Genomic DNA, 23485 nt, shown 5'->3' on the forward strand with positions numbered 1-23485 from the left:
TGCTTATATAATCTGTTTTGCTGTTAATAACGATAACTAAAACAGGTTAGTTCATTTGGTTATTTGTTATTTCTATCCCTTCTTTAGTTGTTACTATCACCGCCGTTAACCTTATCTTCAGTTTGGGTTTTATTGCTGAAATCCGCTTTGCTTACTGGAACATGACAACGCATGACGACACAGGCCCCACCTTCCGCTTTGCTTCCGCTAAACCCGGAGCAACTGGCACGCCTTCAGGCGGCCACGACTGATTTCACTCCCACACAGCTTGCGTGGGTGTCTGGCTATTTCTGGGGCGTGCTGAATCAGCAGCCGGGAACGAATGCTGCAGCGCCTGCGCCTGTCGCTGAAATGCCAGGAATTACACTCATCTCGGCTTCGCAAACCGGTAATGCACGTCGCGTGGCGGAAGCCTTACGCGACGATCTGATCGCTGCGCAGCTCAATGTCACCCTGATCAATGCTGGCGATTATAAATTCAAACAAATTGCCAATGAAAAATTGCTGGTCGTGGTGGCATCGACTCAGGGAGAAGGTGAACCGGCGGAAGAAGCCGTTGCGTTGCATAAATACTTGTTTTCTAAAAAAGCGCCGAAGCTTGAAAACACGGCTTTTGCCGTATTTGGCCTTGGCGATACGTCTTACGAATTTTTCTGCCAGTCAGGTAAAGACTTTGATGCGAAACTGGCAGAGTTGGGTGGTGAACGCTTGCTGGACCGCGTTGACGCTGATGTCGAGTATCAATCGGCGGCGGCAGAATGGCGTGCCCGCCTGGTTGATTTACTGAAGGCGCGTGCGCCTGTTGCACCGTCTGCACAGGCTGCTGCGAGCGGTGCGGTTAACGAGGTGCACACCAGTCCTTACACTAAAGAAGCACCGTTGAGTGCAACACTTTCGGTGAACCAGAAAATTACCGGACGCGACTCTGAAAAAGATGTACGTCATATCGAAATTGATCTGGGTGATTCTGGCCTGCGCTATCAGCCAGGCGACGCATTGGGTGTCTGGTATCAGAACGATCCGGCCCTGGTCAAAGAAATTGTGGAACTGCTGTGGCTGAAAGGTACTGAGCCGGTCACCGTTGATGGCAAAACGCTGCCGCTCGCTGACGCGCTGGAGTGGTATTTCGAATTGACCGTCAACACGGCCAATATCGTGGAAAACTATGCCACCCTGACGCGCAGCGAAACGCTGTTGCCGTTGGTAGGCGATAAAGCGCAATTACAGCATTACGCTACAACCACCCCCATTGTCGATATGTTGCGTTTCTCCCCGGCACAACTCGATGCTGACGCGTTAATTGGCTTGCTGCGTCCGCTGACGCCACGCTTGTACTCCATTGCCTCATCCCAGGCTGAAGTGGAAAGCGAAGTACATATCACCGTTGGTGCCGTGCGTTTCGACGTTGAAGGCCGCGCGCGTGCAGGTGGTGCCTCCAGCTTCCTTGCAGATCGCGTGGAAGAAGAGGGCGAAGTGCGTGTGTTTATTGAGCATAACGACAACTTCCGCCTGCCGGAAAATCCGCAAACACCGGTCATTATGATCGGGCCTGGAACAGGGATTGCGCCGTTCCGCGCCTTTATGCAGCAACGTGCCGCAGACGGTGCAGAAGGGAAAAACTGGCTGTTCTTTGGCAATCCGCACTTTACTGAAGATTTCCTGTATCAGGTGGAATGGCAGCGTTACGTCAAAGAAGGTGTACTCAGCCGTATCGACCTTGCCTGGTCCCGTGATCAAAAAGATAAAGTCTACGTACAAGATAAACTGCGCCAACAGGGTGCAGAACTGTGGCGCTGGATTAATGACGGTGCGCACATTTATGTCTGCGGCGACGCCAATCGCATGGCGAAAGACGTTGAGCAGGCTTTGCTGGAAGTGATTGCCGAATTCGGTGCAATGGATATCGAAGCGGCGGATGAATTTTTGAGTGAGCTGCGCGTTGAGCGCCGTTATCAGCGAGATGTCTACTAATGAGCGAAAAACATCCAGGACCATTGGTGGTCGAAGGTAAGCTGTCCGACGCTGAACGTATGAAGCTGGAGAGCAATTATCTGCGCGGCACCATTGCCGAAGATTTAAATGACGGCCTCACCGGCGGATTCAAAGGTGATAACTTTCTGCTGATCCGTTTTCACGGTATGTACCAGCAGGACGACCGTGATATTCGCGCCGAACGTGCCGAACAGAAGCTGGAGCCGCGTCATGCGATGCTGCTGCGCTGCCGCCTGCCGGGGGGAGTCATCACCACCAAACAATGGCAGGCGATTGATAAATTCGCCCACGACAACACGATTTACGGCAGTATTCGTCTGACGAACCGCCAGACGTTTCAGTTTCACGGTATTCTGAAGAAGAACGTTAAACCGGTGCATCAGATGCTGCATTCAGTGGGGCTGGACGCGCTGGCGACCGCCAACGATATGAACCGTAACGTGCTGTGCACTTCCAACCCGTATGAGTCTGAGTTGCATGCTGAAGCGTACGAGTGGGCGAAAAAAATCTCTGAACACTTGCTGCCCCGTACCCGCGCTTATGCTGAGATCTGGCTGGATCAGGAAAAAGTCGCGACGACGGATGAAGAGCCGATCCTCGGTCAGACCTATCTGCCGCGTAAGTTTAAAACGACGGTGGTGATCCCGCCGCAGAACGACATTGATCTGCACGCTAACGATATGAACTTCGTAGCGATTGCCGAAAACGGCAAGCTGGTGGGCTTTAACTTGCTGGTTGGCGGTGGACTGTCTATTGAGCACGGTAACAAGAAAACCTACGCGCGCACCGCAAGTGAGTTTGGTTATCTGCCGCTGGAACACACCTTAGCAGTGGCAGAAGCGGTGGTGACCACGCAGCGTGACTGGGGTAACCGTACCGATCGTAAAAACGCGAAAACCAAATACACGCTGGAGCGGGTAGGAGTCGAGACGTTTAAAGAAGAAGTTGAACGTCGTGCGGGGATCAAATTCGAGCCGATTCGTCCGTATGAGTTCACCGGTCGCGGCGATCGTATCGGCTGGGTGAAAGGGATCGACAATAACTGGCACCTGACGCTGTTTATTGAAAACGGTCGTATCCTGGATTATCCGGGCCGCCCGCTGAAAACCGGTCTGCTGGAGATCGCGAAGATCCACAAAGGGGATTTCCGCATTACCGCGAACCAGAACCTGATCATTGCCGGTGTCCCGGAAAGTGATAAGGCGAAGATTGAGAAGATTGCGCAGAAAAGCGGCCTGATGAATGCGGTGACCCCACAGCGTGAAAACTCAATGGCCTGCGTATCGTTCCCGACCTGTCCGCTGGCAATGGCCGAGGCAGAACGTTTCCTGCCTACGTTTATCGACAACATTGATACGTTGATGGCGAAGCATGATTTAAGTGATGAAAATATTGTCATGCGAGTCACGGGCTGCCCGAACGGCTGTGGTCGTGCCATGCTGGCGGAAGTGGGGCTGGTGGGTAAAGCGCCTGGGCGCTATAACCTGCATCTGGGCGGAAACCGTATCGGGACTCGTATCCCACGGATGTTCAAAGAAAATATCACAGAGCCGGAAATTCTGGCTTCGCTGGATGAACTGATTGGGCGCTGGGCGAAAGAGCGCGAAGCGGGTGAAGGCTTCGGTGATTTTACAGTGCGTGCGGGCATTGTTCGCCCGGTGCTCGATCCAGCGCGTGATTTCTGGGAATAACCCGAATTGCCGAATGGCGGCATAAATGCCTTATCAGGCCTACGTAGACTGTAGGCCTGATAAGCGAAGCGCCATCAGGCAAGATATACAGCGAGGAACTTATGTCCAGACTCGATCTAAACGGCTTAAACGCACTGCCAAAAGTTGAGCGTGTTATGGCACTGGCAGAAACCAACAGCCAACTGGAAAAGCTGAGCGCGGAAGAACGCGTGGTATGGGCGCTGGAAAATCTGCCCGGCGAATATGTCCTTTCATCAAGTTTTGGTATTCAGGCGGCGGTCAGCCTGCATCTGGTGAACCAGATTCGCCCGGATATCACGGTGATCCTCACCGACACTGGCTATTTATTTCCGGAAACCTACCAGTTTATTGATGAGTTAACGGATAAACTCAAACTCAACCTGCAGGTCTACCGAGCGAAAGAGAGCGCGGCCTGGCAGGAAGCGCGCTACGGCAAGCTGTGGGAGCAGGGCGTTGAAGGCATTGAGAAATACAATGACATCAACAAAGTCGAACCCATGAACCGGGCGCTGAAAGAACTGAATGCACAAACCTGGTTTGCGGGTCTGCGCCGCGAGCAGTCCGGTAGCCGTGCACATCTATCGGTATTGGCTATTCAGCGCGGCGTATTTAAAGTGCTGCCGATTATCGACTGGGACAACCGTACGGTATACCAGTATCTGCAAAAACACGGTCTGAAATATCATCCGCTGTGGGATCAAGGCTACCTGTCAGTGGGTGATACCCACACGACGCGTAAATGGGAGCCAGGCATGGCAGAAGAAGAGACGCGTTTCTTCGGGCTGAAGCGCGAGTGTGGGCTGCACGAAGGGTAACAGGAAAGTGGTCCGGTAAGATTTACATCCTACCGGACCACCTCTTCAGGATTTACCCGCTTTTGCCAGTTCTTTCACCAGCGGCAGCATGATGCGTACTACGTCGCGGCTGCGATGTTCAATCCGGCCTGGAAGTGCTTTATCGATATGCTGCTGGTTGTCCAGACGCACGTCGTGCCAGCTGTTACCGGCGGGGAAAGAGGCAGTTTTGGCGCGTTGCTGATAGCCGTCTTTTTTACCCAGGCTCCAGTTGGTTGCTTCTACCGAGAGCACGGCGATTCCCGCTTTGTCGAAGACCTCGGCATCGTTACAACATCCGGTTCCTTTCGGATAATCTTTGTTCAGGCCCGGGTTGGTACTGGCGACGATACCGCGGCTGTGTGCAATTGCCAGCGCCCGGTCGCGCGTCAGTTTTCGTACGGCTTCCGGGGTTCTTTTCCCACTATTAAAGTAGAGCTTATCCCCGACGATCAGGTTATCGAGGTTGATAACCAGCAGCGTATTTTTCTTTTCTGCCGCACTCATGCGTTTAAGGATATTTTCTGCACCCAGTTTGCCTTCTTCCTCACCGCTGGTGGCGATAAACCGAATGCCGTACTGTGTCGGCACATTTTTTAGTTTTTCAGCCAACTCCAGCATGACGCCCAAACCTGCGGCGTTATCGTCGATGCCCTGCAAGGTTAATCCGCCCAGATTAGCATCGGAATCGGCATCGCTCTGCGCAGCGTAAGTGTCGAGATGCGCCATGATAATAATCTGCTGCGGCGCTTTGCCTTCATGCGCTGCAATGACGGTACTGCCCGTAACGTTATGCCAGTTCTTACGGTTGTCTTTGGCGGTATAAATATAACGGCTATTAAACGTCCGAATATCACTGCGATAGCCCATCTGCTGAAATTGCTGACGTAAATAATCAGCAGAGAGCATTTCTGCCGGAGAGCCCGTCACGCGGCCAGGGAAGAATGTTGCGATATATCGGGCCTGAGTATTTGCCATATCTCCGGGCTTCGAAGAGGTTGCCTGTGCGGGAAGGATAAAGCACGCGCCGAGCGCCAGGGCGGTAGTCAGGTGGCGCAATGCGGAAAACATAGTGAGTCCTTAAATACCAAGCAGAAATTTTCAGCCGTTAGTATGAAACCGTGATCGAGGTAAAACAATTTCATTTGCTCCTAAATGCCCGAAATCCGGCGGCTTAAGCACTTTTTGATATTTGCTTTTCCAGATCGTTATTCCTTTGAGGAACTACTCATTCCAATTCGTAATTTCATTCGCTCTCTTGCCCTCCCTATAGTCAGGTTATCTGAACTTCGTTAGCAAAATAACGGCAATACATAGGAACGGTTATGGATCAAAAACGACTTACCCACCTGCGGCAACTGGAAGCGGAGAGCATCCATATCATTCGTGAGGTGGCCGCCGAGTTTTCGAATCCGGTGATGATGTATTCCATCGGCAAGGATTCCAGCGTAATGCTGCATCTGGCGCGCAAAGCGTTTTATCCTGGTTCACTGCCGTTTCCTCTGCTGCACGTTGATACCGGCTGGAAATTCAGCGAGATGTATGAGTTTCGTGACCGCACGGCAAAAGCCTACGGCTGCGAACTGCTGGTGCATAAAAACCCGGAAGGGGTGGCGATGGGGATAAATCCATTTGTCCACGGTAGCGCCAAGCATACCGACATTATGAAAACCGAGGGGTTGAAGCAGGCGCTGAACAAATACGGTTTTGACGCAGCATTCGGCGGCGCACGCCGTGATGAAGAGAAATCGCGCGCGAAAGAGCGCATCTATTCCTTCCGCGATCGTTTTCATCGCTGGGACCCGAAAAACCAGCGTCCGGAGCTGTGGCATAACTACAACGGCCAGATTAACAAAGGCGAAAGCATTCGCGTATTCCCGCTCTCTAACTGGACGGAACAGGATATCTGGCAGTACATCTGGCTGGAAAACATCGACATTGTTCCGCTGTACCTCGCCGCAGAGCGTCCGGTGCTTGAGCGCGACGGCATGTTGATGATGATTGATGACGACAGAATCGATCTGCAGCCTGGTGAGGTTATCAAAAAGCGGATGGTGCGTTTCCGTACTCTCGGCTGCTGGCCACTCACTGGCGCAGTGGAGTCTAACGCGCAGACGCTACCGGAAATCATCGAAGAGATGCTGGTCTCAACCACCAGTGAACGTCAGGGCCGCGTGATTGACCGCGACCAGGCGGGCTCCATGGAGCTGAAGAAACGTCAGGGGTATTTCTAAGGAGCCGCCATGAACACGACACTTGCACAACAAATTGCTAATGAAGGCGGCGTTGAAGCCTGGATGATCGCCCAACAACACAAAAGCCTGCTGCGTTTTTTAACCTGCGGTAGCGTGGATGATGGGAAAAGTACCCTGATTGGGCGTCTGTTGCATGATACCCGACAGATCTACGAAGATCAGCTTTCATCGCTGCACAATGATAGTAAACGTCACGGCACCTAGGGCGAGAAGCTCGATCTGGCGCTGTTGGTTGATGGCTTGCAGGCCGAGCGCGAACAGGGCATCACTATTGACGTGGCCTACCGTTATTTTTCCACCGAAAAACGCAAATTTATCATTGCGGATACTCCCGGCCATGAGCAGTACACCCGCAATATGGCAACCGGTGCGTCGACCTGCGATCTGGCGATCCTGCTGATCGATGCACGTAAAGGCGTGTTGGATCAGACCCGCCGTCATAGCTTTATTTCTACGCTGTTGGGAATAAAACATCTGATCGTTGCGATCAACAAAATGGACCTGGTGGATTTTAGCGAAGAGACATTTAACCGCATTCGTGAAGATTATCTGACCTTTGCAGAGCAGTTGCCGGGCAACCTGGATATCCGTTTTGTACCGCTTTCAGCACTGGAAGGTGACAACGTGGCGTCGCAAAGTTTCAGCATGCCGTGGTACAGCGGTCCGACGCTGCTGGAAGTGCTTGAAACCGTTGAAATCCAGCGTGTTGTCGATACTCAGCCGATGCGATTCCCGGTGCAGTATGTGAACCGCCCAAATCTTGATTTTCGTGGTTATGCCGGAACACTGGCCTCCGGTAGCGTGAGGGTAGGACAACGCGTCAAAGTGTTACCGTCTGGCGTTGAGTCGAGCGTCGCCCGGATTGTCACGTTTGATGGCGATTTGCAGGAAGCGCATGCAGGTGAAGCCATTACCCTTGTGCTAAAAGATGAGATCGATATCAGTCGTGGTGACCTGCTGCTTGATGCCCAGGAAACGCTGCCGGCGGTGCAAAGCGCTGCCGTTGATGTGGTGTGGATGGCGGAGCAGGCACTGTCGCCAGGGCAGAGCTATGACATCAAAGTGGCGGGCAAGAAGACGCGTGCGCGTGTTGATAGCGTGGAGTATCAGGTTGATATCAATAACCTGACCCAGCGTGAAGTCGAAGCCTTACCGCTGAACGGTATTGGCCTGGTGAGATTGACGTTTGATGAACCGCTGGTGCTGGATACCTATCAGCATAATCCGGTCACGGGCGGCCTGATTATCATTGACCGTCTGACGAACGTCACCGTTGGGGCAGGACTGGTTCGCGAGCCGATCGTCCAGGAGCCGGCCACAGCATCCCAGTTCAGTGCGTTTGAACTGGAGCTCAATGCGCTGGTGCGTCGTCACTTCCCACACTGGGGTGCGCGCGATCTGCTGGGAGGAAAATAATGGCGCTGCATGACGAAAACGTCGTCTGGCATGCCCATCCTGTTACGCCGCAACAGCGGGAGCAACACCACGGCCATCGTGGTGTTGTGCTGTGGTTTACCGGACTCTCTGGTTCGGGTAAATCCACGGTAGCGGGAGCGCTGGAAGAAGCGCTGCACAAGCAGGGGGTTAGCACTTATCTGCTGGATGGCGATAACGTGCGCCACGGTCTGTGCAGCGATCTCGGATTTAGCGATGCCGATCGCAAGGAGAATATTCGCCGGGTTGGGGAAGTGGCTAACCTGATGGTGGATGCGGGGCTGGTGGTACTGACGGCCTTTATTTCCCCTCATCGTGCTGAACGACAGATGGTTCGCGAACGTGTGGGTCATGGGCGTTTTATAGAGGTGTTTGTCGATACACCGCTGGCAACCTGTGAATCACGTGATCCAAAAGGGCTATATAAAAAAGCGCGGGCGGGTGAGTTGCGCAATTTTACTGGAATTGACTCGGTATACGAAGCGCCTGAATCGCCAGAGATTCATCTGAATGGTGAACAATTAGTAACAAATTTGGTCTCTCAATTATTAGACCTGCTGAGGCAGGAAGATATTATCAGATCCTGAGACACCACCGGACTCCTCGCGATTTTAAAACAGGTACGCCCGGTCAGTCATGGTCACAGGATTAGATATGCGCAACAGCCATAACATTACTATCACAGAGTCAGAGACTTTCGCCGCCGACGACGAAACCACCTGGTCACTACCGGGTGCCGTTGTCGGTTTTGCGGCGTGGTTGCTGGCGCTGGGGTTCCCGTGCCTGATGTATGGTCCTAATACGCTGTTTTTCTTCCTTTATACCTGGCCTTTTTTCCTCGCGTTGCTGCCCGTCGCCATTGTGGCGGGTATTGCCCTGCATTCGCTTTTGAAGGGACGGCTGCTGCTAAGCGTTACGTTTACCCTGCTGGTGGTTGGGTCGATGTTTGGCGCATTGTTCCTGTGGCTGCTGGGCTAGGTTCTCTTCCCTTTTTCCATGGTGAGTGGTGCTGCATACCGGCAGCTCTAATTCAAACCGTAACCAACAATGAGATTATGTTCTCCTTACACGGGGTATACGTAACAACGGGCAAATGTGGTACATTTGCCCGCGTTGTCGCGGCATTCCCGCCCGCAGACGTAAAATCGTCAACGGAAGTTATGGGATGTTAATGCCGTTTTTCAGGGGGCAGGATGGGTAAACTAACGCTGCTGTTGCTGGCTTTATTGGTCTGGCTACAGTATTCGCTGTGGTTCGGTAAGAACGGCATACATGACTATAGTCGCGTCAACGATGATGTTGCTGCGCAGCAAGCTACAAACGCGAAACTTAAAGCGCGTAACGATCAGCTCTTTGCTGAAATTGATGATCTCAATGGCGGTCAGGAAGCTATCGAGGAACGCGCACGCAACGAACTCAGCATGACTAAGCCGGGCGAAACGTTTTATCGCCTGGTCCCTGACGCGTCTAAACGCGCACAGACCGCAGGGCAAAACAATCGATAAACCAGCCAAGGATTTAACATGGCAGCCACTTTATTGGACGTTTGCGCCGTGGTGCCGGCTGCCGGATTTGGCCGCCGAATGCAGACGGAGTGTCCTAAGCAGTACCTCTCAATTGGCAATAAAACCATTCTTGAACACTCGGTTGATGCGCTACTGGCGCATCCCCGGGTGACGCGTGTCGTCATCGCGATCAGTCCCGGCGACAGCCGCTTTGCCCAACTTCCACTTGCAGCGCATCCGCAAATTACCGTGGTGGATGGCGGCGATGAGCGTGCCGATTCTGTTCTTGCCGGTTTGCAAGCCGCTGGAGACGCTCAGTGGGTACTGGTGCATGATGCCGCGCGGCCATGTCTGCATCAGGATGATTTAGCCCGCTTACTGGCAATAAGTGAAACCAGCCGTATCGGCGGTATCCTGGCGGCCCCCGTACGCGACACCATGAAACGTGCGGAGCCTGGTAAGACCGAGATTGCTCATACGGTCGAACGTACTGATTTATGGCATGCGTTGACACCGCAGTATTTCCCACGCGAGCTGTTACACGATTGCCTGACTCGAGCGTTAAACGAAGGCGCAACCATTACGGATGAGGCTTCGGCACTGGAATATTGCGGCTTTCATCCGCTGCTGGTTGAAGGACGCGCTGACAACATTAAAGTCACCCGTCCGGAAGATCTGGCGCTGGCGGAATTTTATCTGACCCGAACAACCCCTACACAGCATCATTCATGATGTACCGAGGCGGCCAACACAAAGGCGGCTTGAAGGATGATGTGTCTATCAGGAGAATGCATAATGCGAATTGGACACGGTTTTGACGTACACGCCTTTGGCGGTGTTGGCCCAATTATCATTGGTGGTGTGCGCATCCCGTATGAAAAAGGACTGCTGGCGCATTCTGATGGCGATGTGGCGTTACATGCGCTAACCGATGCCCTGCTGGGTGCAGCGGCGTTGGGTGACATTGGTAAACTCTTCCCGGATACCGATGCAGCGTTCAAAGGTGCCGATAGCCGCGAGTTATTGCGTGAGGCCTGGCGGCGTATTCAGGCTAAAGGTTATACGCTTGGTAATGTGGATGTCACTATTATTGCCCAGGCACCGAAGATGCTGCCGCACATTCCGCAAATGCGGGTGTTTATTGCCGAGGATCTCGGCTGCCATATGGATGATGTTAACGTGAAAGCGACCACCACGGAAAAACTCGGTTTTACCGGGCGTGGGGAAGGGATTGCCTGTGAAGCGGTGGCGTTACTCATTAAGGCAACGAAATGACTGCGTTTGAAAATCTGACCTATCTCCATGGTAAACCACTTGGCCACGGAGTTCTGAAAGCAAACCCGGAAGACTTTGTCGTCGTCGAAGATTTAGGCTTCGAACCGGATGGCGAAGGCGAGCACGTTCTGGTGCGTATTCTGAAAAACGGTTGTAACACCCGTTTTGTGGCTGACGCGCTGGCCAAATTCCTTAAAATCCACGCCCGCGAAGTAAGCTTTGCCGGACAGAAAGATAAGCATGCTGTCACCGAGCAGTGGCTGTGCGCGCGCGTGCCGGGCAATGCAATGCCCGATTTAAGCAAATTTGAGCTGGAAGGCTGTAAAGTGCTGGAGTACGCCCGCCACAAGCGTAAGCTGCGTTTAGGCGCACTGAAAGGCAACGCTTTTACGCTGGTGTTGCGTGAAGTGAGCGAGCGTGATGATGTTGAAGCGCGTTTACAGGCGATTAGCGAGCGCGGCGTCCCGAACTATTTTGGTGCCCAACGTTTTGGTATCGGCGGCAGCAACCTGCAAGGTGCGCTGCGCTGGGCACAAAGCGATGCGCCGGTGCGCGATCGCAATAAACGCAGTTTTTGGTTGTCGGCAGCCCGTAGCGCGTTGTTTAATCAGATAGTCAATGAACGCTTGAAAAAAACAGACTTTAATCAAGTTGTTGACGGCGATGCGCTACAATTGTCGGGACGCGGAAGCTGGTTTGTCGCCACACGGGACGAACAGACCGAATTACAGCGTCGTGTTGATGAAAAAGAATTGATGGTAACAGCGGCACTACCGGGCTGCGGTGAGTGGGGAACTCAGCGCGATGCTCTGGCGTTTGAAGAGGCTGCTATTGCTGACGAAACCGCGCTACTGTCTCTGTTATTGCGCGAGAAAGTTGAGGCGTCGCGCCGCGCTATGTTGCTGTATCCACAACAATTAAGCTGGAACTGGTGGGATGACGTAACCGTTGAGTTGCGCTTCTGGCTACCGGCAGGTAGCTTCGCCACCAGTGTTGTAAGGGAACTTATTAACACAATGGGTGATTATGCGTATATTGCTGAGTAACGATGATGGGGTCCACGCACCCGGTATACAAACGCTGGCGAAAGCGCTGCGTGAGTTTGCTGACGTACAGGTGGTTGCCCCGGATCGTAACCGCAGTGGCGCGTCTAACTCGCTGACGCTGGAATCCTCGCTTCGCACTTTCACCTTTGATAATGGCGATATCGCCGTGCAAATGGGGACACCTACCGATTGCGTCTACCTGGGCGTGAACGCATTAATGCGTCCGCGTCCGGACATTGTCGTGTCTGGAATTAACGCAGGTCCTAATCTGGGCGATGATGTTATCTATTCCGGTACCGTGGCGGCAGCAATGGAAGGTCGTCATCTCGGATTCCCTGCGCTGGCGGTCTCGCTCGATGGGCATAAACACTACGATACCGCTGCGGCGATAACCTGCCGGATTTTACGCGCGTTAAGCCGCGAACCGCTGCGCACCGGACGCATTCTGAATATCAACGTGCCGGATTTACCCCTGGATCAGATCAAAGGTATGCGGGTCACCCGCTGCGGCAGCCGTCATCCGGCGGATCAGGTGATCCCACAGCAGGACCCGCGTGGTAATACGCTGTATTGGATCGGGCCGCCGGGCGAGAAGTGCGATGCCGGTCCGGATACGGATTTTGCTGCCGTTGATGAAGGTTATGTTTCAATCACGCCACTGCATGTTGATTTAACCGCATACGGTGCGCATGAGGTTGTTTCTGACTGGTTAGACAGCGTGGGAGTCGACACGCAATGGTAAGCAGACGCGTACACACTCTCCTTGAACAATTACGTGCGCAGGGCATCAGAGATGAACATGTCCTGGATGCGCTCGCCGCCGTGCCGCGTGAAAAGTTCGTTGATGAGGCGTTTGAACATAAGGCCTGGGATAATATCGCCCTGCCGATTGGCCAGGGGCAGACCATCTCACAGCCCTATATGGTGGCTCGCATGACCGAGCTGCTGGAGCTAACGCCGCAATCCCGGGTACTGGAAATTGGTACTGGCTCTGGCTACCAGACGGCGATCCTGGCGCATCTGGTGCATCACGTGTGCTCTGTTGAGCGCATTAAAGGCTTGCAATGGCAGGCGCGTCGTCGCCTGAAGCAGCTTGATTTACATAATGTTTCGACCCGTCATGGTGATGGATGGCAAGGCTGGCAAGCTCGAGCGCCGTTTGACGCTATCATTGTGACGGCAGCACCGCCTGAGATCCCAACGGCATTGATGATGCAGTTGGATGAAGGCGGCATTCTCGTCTTGCCCGTGGGCGATGAGCACCAGTTTTTGAAACGGGTTCGTCGTCGGGGAGGCGAATTTATTATCGACACCGTGGAGGCCGTACGCTTTGTTCCCTTAGTCAAAGGGGAGTTAGCGTAGCTAACGCTGCTGAATACCTGGAGTTTTCCTGGATATTCTGGAATTAGTAAGCGTATCGTGGTCACGTTTTCCAGTGTCCAGTCCGATGCCTTGCACGGTGATTACGTCACTGGGTATTAACCAAATTTTCCTGGGGGATAAATGAGCGCGGGAAGCCACAAATTTACCGTTCGCCGTATTGCGGCATTGTCACTGGTTTCATTATGGCTGGCAGGTTGTTCAAACACCTCGAATCCACCAGCGCCGGTCAGCTCTGTTGGCGGCAACTCATCATCGAACACCAGCTCCGGTATGCTGATTACGCCTCCACCAAAAATGGGATCAACGGCGACAGTACAACAAACGCCACAGATCCAACCGGTGCAACGCCCGGCGACTCAGCCTACACAGGTTCAGCCGGTTGCAGAACAGCCTGTCCAGATGGAAAACGGGCGGATTGTGTACAATCGTCAGTATGGGAATATTCCGAAAGGTAGCTATACGGGTGGCAGTACCTATACTGTTAAGAAAGGCGACACGCTTTTCTATATTGCCTGGATTACCGGGAACGATTTCCGTGACCTCGCACAACGCAATAACGTTCCGGCCCCGTATGGCCTGAATGTCGGACAAACTCTGCAAGTGGGCAACGCGTCGGGTGCACCGATTACCGGTGGAAATGCCATCACCCAGGCGGATGCAGCACAGCAAGGAGTTGTGACCAACCCTGCACAAAATTCCACCGTTGCTGTTGCTTCGAAACCAACAATTACGTATTCTGAGGATTCAGGTGAACAAAGTGCTAACAAAATGTTGCCGAACAACAAGCCTGCTGGGACCGTCGTCACAGCGCCTGTAACGGCTCCGGCAGTTAGTGCAACCGAATCGACTGCAAGCTCAACTTCTACCAGTTCGCCGATCTCTACCTGGCGCTGGCCGACTGACGGCAAAGTGATCGAAAACTTCGCAGCTACCGAAGGTGGCAATAAAGGGATCGACATTGCAGGCAGCAAAGGACAGGCTATTGTCGCGACCGCAGATGGACGCGTCGTGTATGCCGGTAACGCGCTGCGTGGTTACGGTAATCTTATTATCATCAAACACAACGATGATTACCTGAGTGCCTACGCCCATAACGATACAATGCTGGTCCGGGAACAACAAGAAATCAAGGCGGGGCAGAAGATAGCTACCATGGGTAGCACCGGAACCAGTTCTACACGCTTGCATTTTGAAATTCGTTACAAGGGGAAATCCGTAAACCCGCTGCGCTATTTACCGCAGCGATAATTCGGCGGAACCAGGCTTTCACGTGCTAGTTCCGTTAGGGATCACGGGTAGGAGCCACCTTATGAGTCAGAATACGCTGAAAGTTCATGATTTAAATGAAGATGCGGAATTTGATGAGAACGGAGTAGAGGCTTTTGATGAAAAAGCCTTGAGTGAAGAGGAACCCAGTGATAACGACCTGGCTGAAGAAGAGCTGTTATCGCAGGGGGCCACACAGCGTGTGTTGGACGCGACTCAGCTTTACCTTGGTGAGATTGGTTATTCACCACTGTTAACAGCCGAAGAAGAAGTTTATTTTGCGCGTCGCGCACTGCGTGGAGATGTCGCTTCTCGCCGCCGCATGATTGAAAGTAACCTGCGTCTGGTGGTGAAAATTGCTCGTCGTTATGGCAATCGTGGTCTGGCATTGCTGGACCTGATTGAAGAGGGCAATCTGGCGCTTATCCGTGCCGTCGAGAAGTTTGACCCTGAGCGCGGGTTCCGCTTCTCAACATACGCAACCTGGTGGATCCGCCAGACGATCGAACGGGCGATTATGAATCAAACCCGAACGATCCGACTGCCGATTCACATTGTAAAAGAGCTGAACGTCTATCTGCGTACTGCGCGTGAGTTGTCGCATAAACTGGACCACGAACCGAGCGCAGAAGAGATTGCGGAACAACTGGATAAACCGGTTGATGACGTCAGCCGTATGCTCCGACTCAACGAGCGCATTACCTCGGTAGACACCCCGCTGGGTGGCGATTCCGAAAAAGCGTTGCTGGATATTCTGGCCGACGAAAAGGAAAACGGTCCGGAAGACACCACGCAAGACGATGATATGAAATAGAGCATCGTCAAATGGCTGTTCGAACTGAACGCCAAACAGCGTGAGGTGCTGGCACGTCGTTTTGGTTTGCTGGGGTACGAAGCTGCGACACTGGAAGATGTGGGCCGTGAAATTGGCCTGACCCGTGAACGTGTTCGCCAGATTCAGGTTGAAGGTCTGCGTCGTCTGCGTGAAATCCTGCAGACGCAGGGGCTGAATATCGAAGCGCTGTTCCGCGAGTAAGCACAAGTTCTATCAAGAAAGGCCAGTCTCATTGGGACTGGCCTTTTTCTTTAGCGGATATGCAGGCCAGATAAGGCGGAGCCGCTATCCGGGACATTACCCCATCATTTTACGCACCAGATACGTAAACTGCTCGCGTTCTTGCGCGCTAAGCCGCCCGAGAAACTCATTATCTATACCGTCTCCCAGCAGTGTCACATGGGTAAGCAATGTATCACCCTCTGGCGTGAGATAGACAAATCGTCTGCGCTTATCTGTCGGATCGTGCTCGCGTTTTACCAGCCCTCGACTTTCCATCCGGCTCAGCATTTCCGCAAGCGTAGCTTTCGTGCTCACCGCGGCCTCTGTTAAGTCAACTTGCTCGATACCAGGACGTTCAGCAATGGCCCGCATCACTGCGTACTGAGGTTTAGTCAGTTCCGGTAACGCATGCTGCCAGCGAGCCGTATGCTTTTGAAAAAGCTGGCGTAGTAAATGAAACGCGGTATTACGTAACTCCATGGGAACTCCGGGCAAACGATCGGTCTCTATCATAGCGGGTAACGCGCACTTTTTTAACAAGCGCGACTTTAGCTATCTGTGCCAGGTGTCCTTGCCCGGAGTCGGTTGTGGGAGTATGTTAAGCAAAATGTTCGTACACGAACAATATTGAGAGGTTGAATGAGACTCATCGTAGGAATGACCGGGGCAACAGGAGCACCGCTTGGTGTGGCGTTGCTACAGGCGCTGCGGCAAATGCCGGAAGTGGAAACGCATCTGGTGTTATCGAAGTGGGCGAAAACGACCATTGAGCTGGAAACGCCGTACAGCGTTCACGATGTGTCTGCGCTGGCGGACTACTGCCACCATCCGGCGGACCAGGCGGCGAGTATCTCCTCCGGCTCGTTTCGGACCGACGGCATGATTGTTATCCCCTGTAGCATGAAAACGCTGGCCGGTATTCGGGCTGGGTATGCGGACGGACTGGTGGGGCGTGCTGCTGATGTGGTGCTAAAAGAAGGGCGCAAGCTGGTGCTGGTTCCGCGTGAAATGCCGCTGAGCACCATTCATCTGGAAAATATGCTCGCACTTTCCCGTATGGGCGTCGCAATGGTTCCGCCGATGCCCGCGTTTTATAACCATCCGCAAACGGTCGATGACATTACGCAGCATATTGTTGCTCGCGTTCTCGATCAGTTTGGTCTGGAACACCCAAACGCCCGTCGCTGGCAGGGATTACGGCAGGCGCAGAATTTTTCACAGGAGAATGAGTAATGGCATTTGATGATTTGCGCAGCTTTTTGCAAGCGCTGGACGACCAGGGACAATTGCTGAAAATCAGTGAAGAAGTGAACGCCGAACCGGATTTAGCGGCTGCTGCCAATGCCACCGGACGTATTGGTGACGGCGCGCCTGCGCTGTGGTTTGACAACATTCGTGGATTTACCGATGCCCGAGTGGCGATGAACACTATCGGCTCATGGCAGAACCACGCAATTTCATTGGGTTTACCACCGAATACGCCGGTGAAAAAACAGATCGATGAATTTATTCGCCGCTGGGATAAATTTCCGGTTGCACCAGAACGTCGCGCCAATCCGGCGTGGGCGGAAAACAGCGTCGACGGCGATGATATTAACCTGTTTGATATTCTGCCGCTGTTTCGTCTGAACGATGGCGACGGTGGTTTCTACCTTGATAAAGCCTGCGTGGTTTCACGCGATCCGCTGGATGTCGATAATTTCGGTAAGCAGAACGTCGGTATTTACCGTATGGAAGTAAAAGGCAAGCGTAAGCTGGGCCTGCAACCGGTGCCGATGCACGATATCGCGCTGCACCTGCATAAAGCGGAAGAACGCGGCGAAGATCTGCCAATTGCGATCACCCTTGGCAACGATCCGATCATCACTCTGATGGGGGCGACGCCGCTGAAGTACGATCAGTCTGAATACGAAATGGCGGGGGCGCTGCGTGAAAGCCCGTACCCGATCGCCACCGCGCCGCTCACTGGTTTTGACGTACCGTGGGGGTCTGAAGTGATCCTTGAAGGGGTCATCGAAAGTCGCAAGCGTGAAATAGAAGGGCCATTTGGTGAATTTACCGGTCACTACTCTGGCGGGCGCAACATGACCGTGGTGCGCATTGATAAAGTATCCTACCGTACGAAGCCGATTTTTGAATCACTCTATCTCGGCATGCCGTGGACGGAGATCGATTACCTGATGGGCCCGGCGACTTGTGTGCCGTTGTACCAGCAACTGAAAGCAGAATTCCCTGAAGTGCAGACGGTTAACGCCATGTATACCCACGGTTTGCTGGCGATTATCTCCACCAAAAAACGCTACGGCGGCTTTGCCCGTGCTGTGGGGTTGCGGGCGATGACGACGCCGCATGGCCTGGGCTATGTGAAGATGGTGATTATGGTTGATGAGGATGTTGATCCGTTCAACTTACCGCAGGTGATGTGGGCGCTGTCGTCGAAGGTTAACCCGGCGGGCGATCTGGTGCAGTTGCCGAATATGTCAGTACTGGAACTGGACCCAGGCTCCAGCCCGGCAGGTATCACTGACAAGCTGATTATTGATGCCACTACTCCGGTTGCCCCGGATAACCGTGGCCATTACAGCCAGCCGGTATGTGATTTACCTGAGACTCAAGCCTGGGCTGAAAAGCTGACCGCCATGTTGGCCAACCATAAATAAGGAGATGCAGATGATTTGTCCACGTTGTGCTGATGAACACATAGAATTGATGGCGGTCTCGCCGGTGAAAGGTGTCTGGACGGTATATCAGTGTCAGCATTGTCTGTACACCTGGCGTGATACCGAACCGCTACGTCGTACCAGCCGTGAGCACTACCCGCAGGCGTTTCGCATGACGCAGAAGGATATTGATGAAGCACCGATGGTGCCGAGTATCCCACCGCTGCTGGCGGAAGATAAGCGCTAATCAACATTGCCGGGTGCGGCTTCGCCTTACCCGGCCTACATTTAGCGGTATTTGTAGGCCCGACAAGCAAAGCGTCATCGGGCAGAACATACCAATATTAAGCCTCGGAATATCCGGGGCTTGTTATTTTGCGAGCAGGCTCGTAGCAAATGGCTTAATTTGTTCGAGGAGATGACACCTGGAATAGAATGGCGGCGGGTGCTTGAGGCTTTCTGAGCTTTGAGCATTTGCAAGGTCCCGGAAAGACAAAAGCCCCAGGAGATAGTTCTATCAACCTGAGGCTAGCGTACAAACCTAGACCATTTGGATGTTAGTCTCTTCTTTGCAGGGAGGCAAGACATGCTGACAAAATATGCCCTGGTGGCAATTGTAGTGCTGTGTTTCACGGTGCTGGGATTTACGTTAATGGTACGAGATTCGCTGTGCGAGTTAAGTATCAAAGAGCGTAATATGGAGTTTAAAGCTGTTCTCGCTTACGAACCGAAGAAGTAGCAACAACGCGGGGGAAACCCCGCATCTTGATGGCCTGGTTTTGTCCTCTCGCACCCATTCCCGAAGTGCGCGCCAGTTGTTGCAGGCCCGATAAGCAAAGCGCCATCGGGCATTACAACGTTACACCAGACTCTTCAACCGATAGATCCACTCCAGCGCCTGGCGCGGTGTCAGCGAATCCGGGTCAATATTCTCCAGTGCTTCAACGGCTGGTGATGTCTCTTCCGGGGTACTGAGCAGTGACATTTGCGTGCCATCAACCTGCGTTGCCGCTGCGTTTGGCGTGATGCTTTCCAGCTCGCGCAGTTTTTGCCGTGCGCGTTTGATAACCTCTTTCGGAACGCCAGCCAGTGCCGCGACCGCCAGACCATAGCTCTTACTTGCCGCGCCATCCTGTACGCTGTGCATAAAGGCGATGGTATCGCCATGCTCTAACGCATCCAGATGTACGTTCGCTACGCCTTCCATTTTTTCCGGTAACTGAGTCAGCTCGAAGTAGTGGGTAGCAAACAACGTGAGTGCTTTGATTTTATTCGCCAGATTTTCAGCACAAGCCCAGGCCAGAGATAAACCGTCATAGGTAGAGGTCCCGCGTCCAATTTCATCCATTAGCACCAGGCTGTTCTCAGTGGCGTTATGCAGAATATTGGCCGTTTCGGTCATTTCTACCATGAAGGTTGAACGACCGGAGGCAAGGTCATCCGCCGCGCCCACGCGGGTAAAGATACGGTCGATTGGACCTATTTCTACCTTTTGTGCCGGCACATAGCTGCCGATGTAGGCCAGCAATGCAATCAGCGCGGTCTGGCGCATATAGGTGCTTTTACCACCCATATTTGGCCCGGTGATAATCAGCATCCGCCGCTGCGGGGAAAGGCTAAGTGGGTTGGCGATAAACGGCTCGCTCAACACTTGTTCCACCACCGGATGGCGACCCTCGGTAATACGGATACCGGGCTTATCGCTGAATGTCGGGCAGGTGTAGTTCAGGGTATACGCGCGTTCGGCCAGGTTGACCAGCACGTCCAGCTCTGCCAGTGCGCTGGCGCTCTGCTGTAAATCCGCCAGATGCGGCAACAGCATGTCGAACAGCTCGTCATACAGCTGTTTTTCCAGTGCCAGCGCTTTACCTTTTGAGGTCAGAACTTTGTCTTCGTACTCTTTCAGCTCAGGAATAATGTAGCGTTCGGCATTTTTCAGCGTCTGACGGCGCACATAGTTAATCGGTGCCAGGTGGCTCTGCCCACGACTGATCTGAATGTAGTAACCGTGGACGGCGTTAAATCCAACTTTCAATGTGTCCAGGCCGGTGCGCTCGCGCTCGCGGATCTCCAGTCTGTCCAGATAATCAGTTGCGCCATCAGCCAGCGCTCGCCATTCGTCCAGCTCTTCGTTATAGCCCGGTGCGATAACGCCACCATCGCGCACCAGCACTGGCGGGGCATCAACCACGGCACGCTCCAGCAGTTCACGCAGTTCCGTGAACTCGCCCATTTTTTCGCGCAGCATCTGTACGGGGGCGCTGTTTACGTTTTCCAGTTGAGCGCGCAGTTCCGGTAATTGCTGGAAGGCGTGACGCATACGCGCCAGATCGCGTGGACGCGCGGTACGCAGTGCCAGACGTGCCAGAATACGTTCCAGATCGCCCACCTGACGTAACACCGGCTGTAACTCACTGGTGGAATCCTGCAGTGCACCGATCGTCTGTTGGCGCTCGATCAGTATCTGCGTATCGCGCACCGGCATATGCAGCCAGCGTTTGAGCATACGGCTACCCATCGGCGTCACGGTGCAATCGAGCACCGATGCCAGCGTATTTTCTACGCCACCGGCCAGGTTCTGGGTAATTTCCAGATTGCGGCGCGTGGCGGCATCCATAATGATGCTGTCCTGCTGGCGTTCCATGGTGATGGAGCGAATATGCGGCAGTGAGGTGCGCTGGGTATCTTTTACATATTGCAGCAGGCAGCCGGCAGCACATAATCCACGCGGCGCGTTTTCTACACCAAAGCCGATCAGATCCCGTGTACCAAACTGCAGGTTTAACTGCTGGCGGGCGGTATCAATTTCAAATTCCCACAGTGGACGGCGACGCAGGCCACGACGGCCCTCAATCAGCGACGTTTCTGCGAAATCCTCGGCATACAGCAATTCGGCAGGGTTGGTGCGCTGCAGTTCCGCAGCCATCGTCTCACGGTCTGCGGGTTCACTGACGCGAAAACGCCCGGAGCTGATGTCCAGTGTGGCGTAGCCAAAGCCTTTACTGTCCTGCCAGACAGCGGCCAGCAGGTTGTCCTGACGTTCCTGTAACAGTGCTTCATCGCTGATGGTACCTGGCGTGACGATGCGTACCACTTTGCGTTCAACCGGCCCTTTGCTGGTCGCCGGATCGCCAATCTGCTCACAAATAGCGACAGATTCCCCCTGATTGACCAGCTTAGCGAGGTAGTTTTCCACCGCATGGTGGGGAATGCCCGCCATTGGGATTGGCTCGCCCGCAGACGCGCCGCGTTTGGTCAGCGAGATATCGAGCAGCTGCGACGCACGTTTCGCGTCGTCATAAAACAGTTCGTAAAAGTCGCCCATGCGGTAAAACAGTAATATTTCCGGATGCTGGGCTTTCAGCTTGAGATACTGCTGCATCATGGGGGTATGGTTGGAGAAGTCCGTATCAAGTGACTCTTTCATATCGCCTTTGCTCTTTTTTTAATCTTTTTGGGTACCGGGGAAGTCTTATGTGAGCCCCTGGAAACTCACATAAACCCACAAATTTGTCATTCGAAAGCCGCCTAAACGGCAGTAACGGCGAGCGTTGGCTCAGACTGAATGCTGTATCTTATCACCGACAACCACTGAGATTCATCCGTCGGTTGTACCGCCAGAATGCCTGGCGATTACTCATTTTCCGGCAGCGCATAATTCTGGCAGTACAGGTAGGGGATCCCTTCTTTGGTAATCAGATAGGTATCTCTGTTCAGTGCGAAAAGATCGACATTCGAGACGCTGGTGTTGGTCAGGAAGAAATCGGGCAGGATCTGCTGGATTAAACTGGCGGGAGCCGTTTCACGGTTTGATACATGAATATTCTGTGAGACCCATACCGGGCTGGTGCCGTAACTGGAGTGTGTAAAGAGCACCATGCGTTGTACAGTCTGTTCATTATTAGTGGCGTCACTAATAATGCCATCAATATTCACAATACCTTTAGTATCACCGCTTTTGATATCAATGATCCCCTTAAATGAGGCGGTATTACGCACGATATCAATGGCTGCCCGGCAGGAAAGATTATGCAGGTGATTATGATTATTGCCGAGCCGCCAGATGCTGGCAATCGCAATTACGCAAAGGCAAAGCATCAGGATTATACCCGTCTGGATACGGAAGCGGGGAGTGCGAGGAAGTAAATTCATTAGCTATCATACCGTGGGTAATAGACAGACTGACACGCGTTTTCTTGTTCGCCTTTCATCGGCGAGCGGCACAATAGCACCGACAATTTTTTTGATTCCGGATAGGTCGTGATATAGATAAATTTATTGGCCTGACACAACGCAGGATTTTTGTCGATAAACGCAGTATGCCGGGAGAAATTGCTGGCATCGTTATTAAAATAATACTGACAGTCAGTTGATACTTGTGGCGCAGCAATATAACCGGAAAAATAATCATCACCGCTTTTCCACGGGAATACGATCAGAACGCAGATTATCAGTGTCAGCACCATCATTATCGTTTCAGTGGTCGTTACCCGTGGTTTACGTGGTGTCCCCGCCAGCAACGCCTCTATACCCGCTTCTGGGGTTAAGTCAGACTCAGGTGCTACCGGTATGTCAATGGCTAAAGGGACACTCTCCGGTGTTGCAATCTCCAGGATTTCAAACTCTTCGTTAATAATCAGTCCCTTGCGGGGTATCGTTGTGATGAACGTTTGCTCCAGTTCCAGTTGCAGCAGGCTTTTGCGTAAAGACAGGATGCTCTGATAAAAGGCATTGAAGCTGACCTGGCGATGATTGCTACCCCAGCCAAACTCCAGCAATTCGTTCTGTGAGACAACCTTTCCGCGATGTTGAATAAGTAATAAAAGACATAGTGATGCCGAGTGTTTAAGTTTTATCTGCTGCTCGGGATGGTCTACCCGCGTCAGACACTGTGTGCCTGGCGTGAAGATTATTTTATTTTCAATTAGATAACTGACATTGCCAGTCTCAGACATAATGCCTCAGCTCTTGATGATGCACCCAGTGGTCAGTGGGTTATGATAACACTTTGTCCAAAAAAGACGCCAGAACCGCGCAGTGTTTCAATTTGATAGCATAATATAACAA

At 52.9% G+C, this 23485-nt stretch carries 22 protein-coding genes and 2 pseudogenes; 19 read left to right on the top strand and 5 right to left on the bottom strand.

The features are described 5' to 3' along the window. The first annotated feature begins 171 nt into the window (after positions 1 to 171). From cysJ to cysH, 3 genes are all read left to right on the top strand, one after another. Positions 172 to 1971: an NADPH-dependent assimilatory sulfite reductase flavoprotein subunit gene (cysJ, locus tag NNN64_RS19710; RefSeq protein ID WP_271442469.1), complete on the top strand. Its 1800-nt coding sequence runs from the start codon at positions 172 to 174 to the stop codon at positions 1969 to 1971. Beyond that, positions 1971 to 3683 (top strand): assimilatory sulfite reductase (NADPH) hemoprotein subunit, encoded by a 1713-nt coding sequence (cysI, locus tag NNN64_RS19715; protein ID WP_271442470.1) that lies wholly within the window; start codon positions 1971 to 1973, stop codon positions 3681 to 3683. Before cysJ ends, cysI begins: the two co-directional genes overlap by 1 nt. A 101-nt stretch (positions 3684 to 3784) precedes the next feature. After that, positions 3785 to 4519, top strand: a complete 735-nt coding sequence (cysH, locus tag NNN64_RS19720) for a phosphoadenosine phosphosulfate reductase (protein ID WP_271442471.1) — start codon at positions 3785 to 3787, stop codon at positions 4517 to 4519. A 45-nt stretch (positions 4520 to 4564) separates the two neighbouring features. Here the strand turns inward: cysH and NNN64_RS19725 are convergent, their stop codons facing one another. Beyond that, positions 4565 to 5608 carry an aminopeptidase gene (locus NNN64_RS19725; RefSeq protein WP_271442472.1) on the bottom strand — a complete coding sequence of 348 codons (1044 nt, stop codon included), beginning with the start codon at positions 5606 to 5608 and terminating at the stop codon, positions 4565 to 4567. A gap of 254 nt (positions 5609 to 5862) precedes the next feature. On the opposite strand from NNN64_RS19725, the gene cysD reads away from it, so the two are divergent. The 12 genes and pseudogenes from cysD to rpoS all read left to right on the top strand — a co-directional run bounded on the left by cysD (position 5863) and on the right by rpoS (position 15737). Further along, a complete protein-coding gene (gene cysD, locus NNN64_RS19730; RefSeq protein ID WP_137382749.1) occupies positions 5863 to 6771 on the top strand; it encodes a sulfate adenylyltransferase subunit CysD in 909 nt (302 codons plus the stop codon). Between the two features lie 9 nt (positions 6772 to 6780). Then, a pseudogene (cysN, locus tag NNN64_RS19735) lies at positions 6781 to 8208 on the top strand (sulfate adenylyltransferase subunit CysN). Further along, positions 8208 to 8813: an adenylyl-sulfate kinase gene (gene cysC / locus NNN64_RS19740; RefSeq protein WP_271442473.1), complete on the top strand. Its 606-nt coding sequence runs from the start codon at positions 8208 to 8210 to the stop codon at positions 8811 to 8813. Before cysN ends, cysC begins: the two are co-directional and overlap by 1 nt. A 67-nt stretch (positions 8814 to 8880) precedes the next feature. After that, positions 8881 to 9204, top strand: coding sequence for a DUF3561 family protein (locus tag NNN64_RS19745; RefSeq protein WP_271442474.1), 324 nt, complete (start codon positions 8881 to 8883; stop codon positions 9202 to 9204). Positions 9205 to 9419: 215 nt separating this feature from the next. Beyond that, positions 9420 to 9731, top strand: coding sequence for a cell division protein FtsB (gene ftsB / locus NNN64_RS19750; protein WP_003034163.1), 312 nt, complete (start codon positions 9420 to 9422; stop codon positions 9729 to 9731). Positions 9732 to 9749: 18 nt separating this feature from the next. Further along, complete coding sequence (gene ispD / locus NNN64_RS19755; protein ID WP_271442475.1) at positions 9750 to 10463, top strand: 2-C-methyl-D-erythritol 4-phosphate cytidylyltransferase; 714 nt, start codon at positions 9750 to 9752, stop codon at positions 10461 to 10463. Between the two features lie 63 nt (positions 10464 to 10526). Then, the gene (ispF, locus tag NNN64_RS19760; protein WP_005130881.1) at positions 10527 to 11006 is read left to right on the top strand and encodes a 2-C-methyl-D-erythritol 2,4-cyclodiphosphate synthase; all 480 of its coding nucleotides are present in this window, start codon (positions 10527 to 10529) and stop codon (positions 11004 to 11006) included. Next, positions 11003 to 12052, top strand: coding sequence for a tRNA pseudouridine(13) synthase TruD (gene truD / locus NNN64_RS19765; protein WP_271442476.1), 1050 nt, complete (start codon positions 11003 to 11005; stop codon positions 12050 to 12052). Before ispF ends, truD begins: the two co-directional genes overlap by 4 nt. Continuing rightward, on the top strand, positions 12033 to 12794 hold the full coding sequence (gene surE / locus NNN64_RS19770) for a 5'/3'-nucleotidase SurE (RefSeq protein ID WP_202037906.1): 762 nt from the start codon (positions 12033 to 12035) through the stop codon (positions 12792 to 12794). Before truD ends, surE begins: the two co-directional genes overlap by 20 nt. After that, positions 12788 to 13414 (top strand): protein-L-isoaspartate(D-aspartate) O-methyltransferase, encoded by a 627-nt coding sequence (locus NNN64_RS19775; RefSeq protein WP_061068474.1) that lies wholly within the window; start codon positions 12788 to 12790, stop codon positions 13412 to 13414. The genes surE and NNN64_RS19775 overlap by 7 nt, the downstream gene beginning before the upstream one ends. A 186-nt stretch (positions 13415 to 13600) precedes the next feature. Then, positions 13601 to 14683, top strand: a complete 1083-nt coding sequence (gene nlpD, locus NNN64_RS19780) for a murein hydrolase activator NlpD (RefSeq protein ID WP_249357549.1) — start codon at positions 13601 to 13603, stop codon at positions 14681 to 14683. Between the two features lie 61 nt (positions 14684 to 14744). After that, positions 14745 to 15737: pseudogene (gene rpoS / locus NNN64_RS19785) on the top strand (RNA polymerase sigma factor RpoS). Between the two features lie 96 nt (positions 15738 to 15833). Here rpoS and NNN64_RS19790 read toward each other — a convergent pair. Continuing rightward, positions 15834 to 16238, bottom strand: a complete 405-nt coding sequence (locus NNN64_RS19790; RefSeq protein WP_271442477.1) for a MarR family winged helix-turn-helix transcriptional regulator — start codon at positions 16236 to 16238, stop codon at positions 15834 to 15836. A gap of 159 nt (positions 16239 to 16397) precedes the next feature. Between NNN64_RS19790 and NNN64_RS19795 the strand changes: the two genes are divergently transcribed. The 4 genes from NNN64_RS19795 to NNN64_RS19810 all read left to right on the top strand — a co-directional run bounded on the left by NNN64_RS19795 (position 16398) and on the right by NNN64_RS19810 (position 19157). Next, on the top strand, positions 16398 to 16991 hold the full coding sequence (locus NNN64_RS19795; protein ID WP_271442478.1) for a non-oxidative hydroxyarylic acid decarboxylases subunit B: 594 nt from the start codon (positions 16398 to 16400) through the stop codon (positions 16989 to 16991). Then, positions 16991 to 18418 carry a non-oxidative hydroxyarylic acid decarboxylases subunit C gene (locus NNN64_RS19800; RefSeq protein WP_271442479.1) on the top strand — a complete coding sequence of 476 codons (1428 nt, stop codon included), beginning with the start codon at positions 16991 to 16993 and terminating at the stop codon, positions 18416 to 18418. The genes NNN64_RS19795 and NNN64_RS19800 overlap by 1 nt, the downstream gene beginning before the upstream one ends. Positions 18419 to 18428: 10 nt before the next feature. After that, positions 18429 to 18665, top strand: a complete 237-nt coding sequence (locus NNN64_RS19805) for a non-oxidative hydroxyarylic acid decarboxylases subunit D (RefSeq protein WP_271442480.1) — start codon at positions 18429 to 18431, stop codon at positions 18663 to 18665. Between the two features lie 339 nt (positions 18666 to 19004). Then, positions 19005 to 19157, top strand: coding sequence for a Hok/Gef family protein (locus NNN64_RS19810; protein ID WP_043017378.1), 153 nt, complete (start codon positions 19005 to 19007; stop codon positions 19155 to 19157). A gap of 120 nt (positions 19158 to 19277) precedes the next feature. On the opposite strand, the gene mutS is transcribed toward NNN64_RS19810, so the two are convergent. The 3 genes from mutS to NNN64_RS19825 form a co-directional block, all read right to left on the bottom strand. Further along, positions 19278 to 21845, bottom strand: a complete 2568-nt coding sequence (gene mutS / locus NNN64_RS19815; RefSeq protein WP_271442481.1) for a DNA mismatch repair protein MutS — start codon at positions 21843 to 21845, stop codon at positions 19278 to 19280. A gap of 206 nt (positions 21846 to 22051) precedes the next feature. Then, positions 22052 to 22570, bottom strand: a complete 519-nt coding sequence (locus NNN64_RS19820; RefSeq protein WP_271442482.1) for a hypothetical protein — start codon at positions 22568 to 22570, stop codon at positions 22052 to 22054. Continuing rightward, entirely contained in the window at positions 22570 to 23373 is an 804-nt protein-coding gene (locus tag NNN64_RS19825; RefSeq protein WP_271442483.1) for a winged helix-turn-helix domain-containing protein, read from the bottom strand. Before NNN64_RS19825 ends, NNN64_RS19820 begins: the two co-directional genes overlap by 1 nt. Between the last annotated feature and the right edge of the window lie 112 nt (positions 23374 to 23485).

The organism is Citrobacter sp. Igbk 14 (assembly GCF_028069825.1).
Classification (GTDB): Bacteria; Pseudomonadota; Gammaproteobacteria; order Enterobacterales; family Enterobacteriaceae; genus Citrobacter.